The organism is Amycolatopsis sp. (genome assembly GCF_036008905.1).
Taxonomy (GTDB): Bacteria; Actinomycetota; Actinomycetes; order Mycobacteriales; family Pseudonocardiaceae; genus Amycolatopsis.
The window spans coordinates 20,082-27,033 of record NZ_DASYMU010000008.1; the positions used below are offsets into that span (position 1 = coordinate 20,082).

Annotated in this window: 6 protein-coding genes and 1 tRNA gene; 5 read left to right on the top strand and 2 right to left on the bottom strand. The window is 67.6% G+C overall.

Translation table 11 applies throughout. The annotated features are described in order from the left end of the window. Positions 1–121: 121 nt before the first annotated feature. Positions 122–2,917, bottom strand: a complete 2,796-nt coding sequence (aceE, locus tag VGP60_RS01310; protein WP_327545948.1) for a pyruvate dehydrogenase (acetyl-transferring), homodimeric type — start codon at positions 2,915–2,917, stop codon at positions 122–124. Between the two features lie 436 nt (positions 2,918–3,353). Between aceE and VGP60_RS01315 the strand changes: the two genes are divergently transcribed. The 4 genes from VGP60_RS01315 (at position 3,354) to VGP60_RS01330 (ending at position 5,183) form a co-directional block, all read left to right on the top strand. Further along, on the top strand, positions 3,354–3,782 hold the full coding sequence (locus tag VGP60_RS01315; RefSeq protein ID WP_327545949.1) for a DUF3052 domain-containing protein: 429 nt from the start codon (positions 3,354–3,356) through the stop codon (positions 3,780–3,782). A gap of 80 nt (positions 3,783–3,862) precedes the next feature. After that, positions 3,863–4,324, top strand: a complete 462-nt coding sequence (locus tag VGP60_RS01320) for a peroxiredoxin (protein ID WP_327545950.1) — start codon at positions 3,863–3,865, stop codon at positions 4,322–4,324. A 40-nt stretch (positions 4,325–4,364) separates the two neighbouring features. Continuing rightward, positions 4,365–4,439 (top strand) — tRNA-Val (locus tag VGP60_RS01325). A 315-nt stretch (positions 4,440–4,754) separates the two neighbouring features. Beyond that, positions 4,755–5,183: a YciI family protein gene (locus VGP60_RS01330; protein ID WP_327545951.1), complete on the top strand. Its 429-nt coding sequence runs from the start codon at positions 4,755–4,757 to the stop codon at positions 5,181–5,183. Positions 5,184–5,199: 16 nt separating this feature from the next. Here the strand turns inward: VGP60_RS01330 and VGP60_RS01335 are convergent, their stop codons facing one another. Next, positions 5,200–6,081 (bottom strand): LysR family transcriptional regulator, encoded by an 882-nt coding sequence (locus tag VGP60_RS01335; protein WP_327545952.1) that lies wholly within the window; start codon positions 6,079–6,081, stop codon positions 5,200–5,202. Between the two features lie 84 nt (positions 6,082–6,165). Here VGP60_RS01335 and VGP60_RS01340 point away from each other — a divergent pair. Beyond that, a partial coding sequence (locus VGP60_RS01340; protein ID WP_327545953.1) for a PhzF family phenazine biosynthesis isomerase occupies positions 6,166–6,952 on the top strand: 787 nt, incomplete at its 3' end.

The window sequence follows — 6,952 nt, forward strand, 5'->3', positions numbered from 1 at the left end:
GATCATCTCTTCCGCGAGTTCCGGTTAGACATCCGATGTATAGCTCATCGGCGGCCGGAACGCTATGAACGGACCTTTCCTGGCGGGAAATGCGAGGAAAGGTCCGTTCATAGCACTTGGCCTACGCGTTGCCGGCGTCCGTGGTCGACGGACCGGCCGCGCCGACGTCGTCGATGCGGTACTTGGCCGCGGCCTCGACCACCTTCGACTTGTCGATGTCGCCGCGGCGGGCGAGCGCGCTGAGCGCGCCGACCGCGATCGACTCGGCGTCCACCAGGAAGTGGCGCCGGGCGGCCGGGCGGGTGTCGGAGAAACCGAACCCGTCGGTACCGAGCGTCAGCATGTCCGTCGGGACCCACTGGCGGATGCCGTCCGGCACCGCGCGCATCCACTCGGACGCGGCGACGATCGGGCCCGTGACGTCGGCGAGCGCCCTCGTCACGTACGGCACGCGGGGCTCGGCGGCCGGGTGGAGCAGGTTCTCGCGGTCGATGCCGAGGGCCTCGCGACGCAGTTCCGTCCACGAAGTCGCCGACCACACCGCGGCCCGCACTCCCCAGTCCTCGAGGAGCAGCTTCTGCGCCTTGAGCGCGTCCGGCATGGTCACACCGGACACCATGAGCTGGGCTTCGGGGCCATCGCCTTCGGGAGCGTCGGCGTAGCGGTACAGGCCCTTCAGGAGGCCGTCCACGTCGAGGTCCGCCGGCTCGGCCGGCTGCTGGTACGGCTCGTTGTAGATCGTCAGGTAGTACATGACGTTCTCGCCGTTGCCGTCCGGCCCGGTTTCGCCGTACATCCGGCGCAGCCCGTCCCGCACGATATGCGCGATCTCGTACGACCAGGACGCGTCGTAGGCCACGATCGCCGGGTTGGTCGACGACAGGAGCAGCGAGTGCCCGTCGGCGTGCTGCAGGCCCTCACCGGTCAGCGTGGTGCGGCCGGCGGTGGCACCGATCACGAACCCGCGGGCCATCTGGTCGGCGGCGGCGTAGAAGCCGTCACCGGTCCGCTGGAACCCGAACATCGAGTAGAAGATGTACATCGGGATCATCGGCTCGCCGTGTGTGGCGTAGGACGTGCCGACGGCGGTGAACGACGCCGTGGAACCGGCCTCGTTGATGCCCTCGTGCAGCAGCTGGCCCTGCTCGGACTCCTTGTACGCCAGCATCAGCTTGGCGTCCACCGAGGTGTAGGTCTGGCCGTGCGGGTTGTAGATCTTGGCCGTCGGGAACATCGAGTCGAGGCCGAAGGTGCGGGCCTCGTCCGGGATGATCGGGACGATCCGCTTGCCGATCTCCGGGTCCTTCGCCAGCTCACGGATGAGCCGCACCAGCGCCATCGTGGTGGCGACTTCCTGCTTGCCGGACCCCTTGCGGATGCCTTCGTACACCTTGTCGCCGGGCAGCACGAGCGCCTTGGCCCTGGCGGGACGGCGTTCGGGCAGGAACCCGCCGAGCGCGCGGCGGCGGCCGATCATGTACTCGATCTCCGCCGAGTCCTTGCCGGGGTGGTAGTACGGCGGCAGCTTCGGGTCGCGCTCGAGCTCTTCGTCGCTGATCGGGATGCGCTGGGCGTCCCGGAACGACTTGAGGTCGTCGAGCGTGAGCTTCTTCATCTGGTGCGTGGCGTTGCGCCCCTCGAACGAGGAACCCAGGCCGTAGCCCTTGATGGTGTGCGCCAGGATCACCGTCGGCTGGCCGTGGTGCTCCATGGCCGCCTTGTACGCCGCGTGGACCTTGCGGTAGTCGTGGCCACCGCGCTTGAGGTTCCAGATCTCGGCGTCGGTGAGGTCGGCGACCATGTCCTTGGTCCGCGGGTCGCGGCCGAAGAACTCGTCGCGGACGTAGGCGCCGTCGTTCGCCTTGTACGTCTGGAAGTCACCGTCGGGCGTGGTGTTCATCAGGTTGACGAGCGCGCCGTCGCGGTCGGCGTGGAGCAGGGAATCCCACTCGCGGCCCCAGATGACCTTGATCACGTTCCAGCCGGCGCCGCGGAAGTACGACTCCAGCTCCTGGATGATCTTGCCGTTACCGCGCACCGGGCCGTCGAGCCGCTGCAGGTTGCAGTTGATCACGAAGGTCAGGTTGTCGAGACCTTCACCGGCGGCCACGTGGATGAGGCCGCGTGATTCCGGCTCGTCCATCTCGCCGTCGCCGAGGAACGCCCAGACGTGCTGGTCGTTGGTGTCCTTGATGCCGCGGTCGCGCAGGTAGCGGTTGAACCGCGCCTGGTAGATCGCGTTCATCGGGCCGAGGCCCATGGAGACCGTCGGGTTCTCCCAGAACTCCGGCATCAGCCGGGGGTGCGGGTACGACGGCAGCCCGCCGCCGGGGCCGGCGTGCGAGTACTCCTGGCGGAACCCGTCGAGCTGGTCCGCGGTCAGGCGGCCCTCGAGGAACGCGCGGGCGTAGATCCCGGGGGAGGCGTGCCCCTGGATGTAGATCTGGTCGCCGCCGCCGGAGTGGTCCTTGCCGCGGAAGAAGTGGTTGAAACCGACTTCGTACAGCGCCGCCGACGACGCGTAGGTCGAGATGTGGCCGCCGACGCCGACGCCGGGCCGCTGCGCGCGGTGCACCATGATCGCGGCGTTCCAGCGGATGTAGGCCCGGTAGCGGCGCTCGATCTCTTCGTCACCCGGGAACCACGGCTCGTTCTCCGTGGGGATCGTGTTGACGTAGTCGGTCGAGGTCAGCGCCGGAACGCCCACGTTGCGCTCGCGGGCGCGCTCCAGCAGCCTCAGCATCAGGTACCGGGCGCGCTGCTGGCCGCCACGGGCGAGTGCCTCGTCAAAGGAGTCGAGCCATTCGGCTGTCTCCTCGGTGTCGATGTCGGGCAGGTGCGCCGCCAATCCGTCACGGATTACGCGAACGCGTGCCGGGGCCTCCTTGATGGGGGCGCCGTCGTTCTGCGGGGCCAAGGGATCTCCTCGCCAAAAGTTGTAGCTCATGGTGCTCGTACGCTTGTCCAGCTCGTGCTGCGACGCCTGGCGGCGGTGTGCCGTCTGCCATCGTCGTCGCAATTCCGGGTTCACGTCACCGCTACTGAGCGGTAACGTTCGCCAACCCCGCCGTGACACCTCCGGCCTGCGGATGTATCGCGCGCGCGATATCTACCCACAGCCTAGGCGAGACCCCTCACGACGGGTCGGCCGCGCCGCCCAAGAGCACCCGATTTCCCCTCGCGCGAGGGGCCGGGGCCCCCGTACGCTGCGACACGACTTGCCGCCGATCCGGTGTGGACGGTTGCGCGCGGCGCTCTACCAGTGTTCGCTAACCACATCCGTATATCCGAGTGTGGCGTCCAGCAGGGTTCGTCGGTCGCCACACTCCTTCGTAGTTGGAGGAGTGACAGCAGTGGTCGCCGCGGGAGACGCTGAACAAAGCAGCGTCGCCGAGAGGCTTGGCATCAAGCCGGACATGGTGGTCCAGGAGATCGGCTGGGACGAGGACGTCGACGACGCCCTTCGTGCCGCGATCGAGGAACAGATCGGCGGTGACATCCTCGACGAGGATGTCGACGAGGTAATCGACGTGGTGCTGCTTTGGTGGCGCGATGACGACGGTGACCTGGTCGACGCTTTGATCGACGCCAAAGGACCGTTGGACGAGAACGGTGTCATCTGGGTACTGACACCGAAGAACGGCCAACCTGGGCACGTCGAACCGAGCGACATCGCGGAAGCGGTGCCGACGGTCGGACTGGCCCAGACGTCGAACATAAGTGCCGCACCGAACTGGTCCGGCACACGATTGGTGCCGCCGAAGTCGAAGACCAAACGCTGAGGCCCGGGCGATCCGGCCCCGGCAAGCCGCACGATAGGGTTGTCTCGTAGGCACGTTTTCCGCGCGCGAGAGGATCCCGTATGGCTATCGAGGTCGGTTCGCAGGCCCCCGATTTCACGCTCAAGGACTACAACAAGCAGTCTGTGCAGCTGTCGTCGTTCAAGGGTGAGAAGCCGGTTCTGCTGGTCTTCTACCCCTTCGCCTTCAGCGGTACCTGCCAGGGTGAGCTCTGCCAGCTGCGTGACGAGTTCGCCGACTACGACGGCCAGGGCGTACAGGTCCTCGGTGTGTCCGTGGACACACCGTTCTCGCTCAAGGCGTGGGCCGAGCAGCAGGGCTACCAGTTCCCGCTGCTTTCGGACTTCTGGCCCCACGGTGCGGTCGCCACGACGTACGGCGTGTTCAACGAGGCCGCCGGCCTCGCGAACCGCGGCACGTTCCTGATCGACAAGGACGGCGTCGTCCGCTTCGCCGAGGTCAACCAGCCCGGCGAGGCGCGCGACCAGCAAGCATGGAAGAAGGCCGTGGCCGAACTGGCCTAGGCTGTTTCGGGTGGCGTTCCTCCGGGAACGTCACCTTCCCGGGCGCATAGCTCAGCGGGAGAGCACTCGGTTTACACCCGAGCGGTCGCAGGTTCGATCCCTGCTGCGCCCACCAGCCCCACCGTGCTGGCGATTGCCCTGGCGGTCTCCTGAAGGTCGGCAAACTCGAAGAAGCCTCCCTTGCGATCGGCGTACTCAGCGAAGGTGCCTACGGGGTTCGGCTGCAGATCCCGCGGTCAGTACAGCAGGTGCGCGCCCGACGCGGAAGCCGAACTCGCCCAGCTCCCCGCTGCCACTCTGGCATCGAATCGGGGCAGCTGGAAACTCGTCGAAAAAAGATTTACCGGTGTGTCGATCCGGTCGTCGGTCGTTCGACGCGTTAGTAAGAGCGAGGCTACGGCCCGACAAAACGGACTACGAGGAGACGACGATGCGGTTCATGGTTCTGATCAAGGCCAACGACGAGTCCGAAGCCGGCGTGCTGCCGAGCGAGCAGCTGCTCACCGAGATGGGCAAGTTCAACGAGGAACTGGTGAACGCCGGTGTCCTGCTCGCCGGTGAAGGACTGCACGACAGCTCGAAGGGCGCGCGGGTCAAGTTCTCGGCTTCGGGGACGACGGTGGTCGACGGGCCGTTCACCGAGACCAAGGAGCTCATCGCCGGCTTCTGGCTGCTTCAGGTGAAGTCGAAGGAAGAAGCGATCGAGTGGATCAAGCGGGTCCCGAACCCGGACAAGCAGGAGTCGGAGATCGAGATCCGCCAGGTGTTCGAGGCCGAGGACTTCGGCGGCAACCTCACCCCGGAACTCCGGGAAGCCGAGGACAACCTCCGCAAGAAGGCCGCTGAGCAGCAGAAGTAGCCGGGCAGTCGCGCCCTCACCGCGTGGTGAGGGCAGCGGCGCCTCGGGCCAGTTCGCCGGCGACGACGTGGGCGGCGCGGCCGAGTGATCGTCGCCGGTGGTGCGCGAGCAGGATCGACTGCCGCGGTATCGGCGGCCCGCCGAAGCGCGCGAGGCGGTCTTCGTGCGCTTTGACGGCGAAGGTCGGCAGGAGCGCCAAACCGAGGCCCTCGGCGACACAGGCTCGGGTCGCTTCGACGCTTCCGAGTCTTGTGAGCAGCGGGCGTGCTCCGGCGAGCGCCTGGAGTTCGCGGGCGACGCCGTCGCTGTACGCGCAGCCTTCCTCCAGCAGGAACCAGCGGTGCGCGACCAGGTCGTGCCACGCGGCTCCGGCGACACGGCGATCCCGGGCGGTCACGAAGACCAGGTCGAGTTCGCCGAGCGGCTCGACGACGAGATCCGGATCGGTGACCGACGGCTCGAGCATCACCGCCAGCGTCAGCCGCCCGGTCCTGAGCTGGTTCGTCGCTTCGGCCGTGCCGACGGGAATGAGCTGCACGTCCACGTCCGGATGGCTTCGGTGCAAGGAGGCGATGACGCGCGGAAGCAGGTAGCCGCAAAGGGATTCCGTCGCGCCGACGACCACGGTGCCGGTGATCGGGCCGTCGGCGAGCAGGTCCGCGCGGAGCGTCGCCTCCGCGTCGAGCACGCCGTTGGCGAGTTCCCAGGTGCGCCGCCCGGCCTCGGTGAGGACGGCGCCACCCGGCAGCCGGTCGAAGAGCCGGACGCCGAGTTCCCGTTCCAGCGCTTGGACATGCGCCGTCACCGTGGACTGGGCCAGGTGCAGTTCCGTGCCGGCCGAGGTGAAACTGCCGGTCCGCGCGAGAGTGACGAACGTCGAGATCAGGCGGGTGTCCACGGACTTGATGGTATCGGCTTTCCCGATGGAGGCCATTGCTCATCATCGTTGGACTCGATGCCGTTCGAGGTACAGCATGGACGTATGACCACTGAAGTGCTGCGCTACTCGGCTTTCACCACCGACCCGGCGGGCGGCAACCCGGCGGGTGTCGTGCTCGACGCGGCCGGGCTGACCGCGGCCGACATGCTGCGGATCGCCGCCGAAGTCGGCTATTCGGAGACGGCTTTCGTCACCGCTCAAGGAAACGACTACCGCGTGCGGTATTTCAGCCCGCTGGCCGAAGTCGACTTCTGCGGGCACGCGACGATCGCCACCGCCGCCGCGCTCGCCGAACGCCACGGCCCGGGCGCGGTCGTGTTCCACACCAACGCGGGCGCGGTGCCCGTCGACACCGAATCGGCCGGCGGCCGGATCACCGCGACCTTGACGAGCGTCGCCACGCACACCCGTCCGGCGACCGAGTCCGAGATCGGCGAAGTCTTGACGGCGTTGCGCTGGACGGCCGAAGACCTCGACCCGCGGTTCCCGCCGCACGTCGCTTTCGCCGGCGCGGAACATTTCGTGCTGGGTGTGAGTTCGCGGGCGCGGCTGGCGAAACTCGACTACGACTTCGACGCGCTGGGCACGATCATGCGTCGCGCGGGATGGACCACCGCGCAGTTGTTCTGGGCCGAGGACGGCAACGTGTTCCACGCGCGCGACCCGTTCCCCGTCGGCGGTGTCGTCGAGGACGCCGCGACGGGCGCGGCCGCGGCGGCGTTGGGCGGGTACCTGCGGTCGATCGGCCATACGACGTCGGGCCGGATCACCATCCACCAGGGCAAGGACATGGGACGCCCGAGCGAACTGCTCGTCGACATCGGTGCGG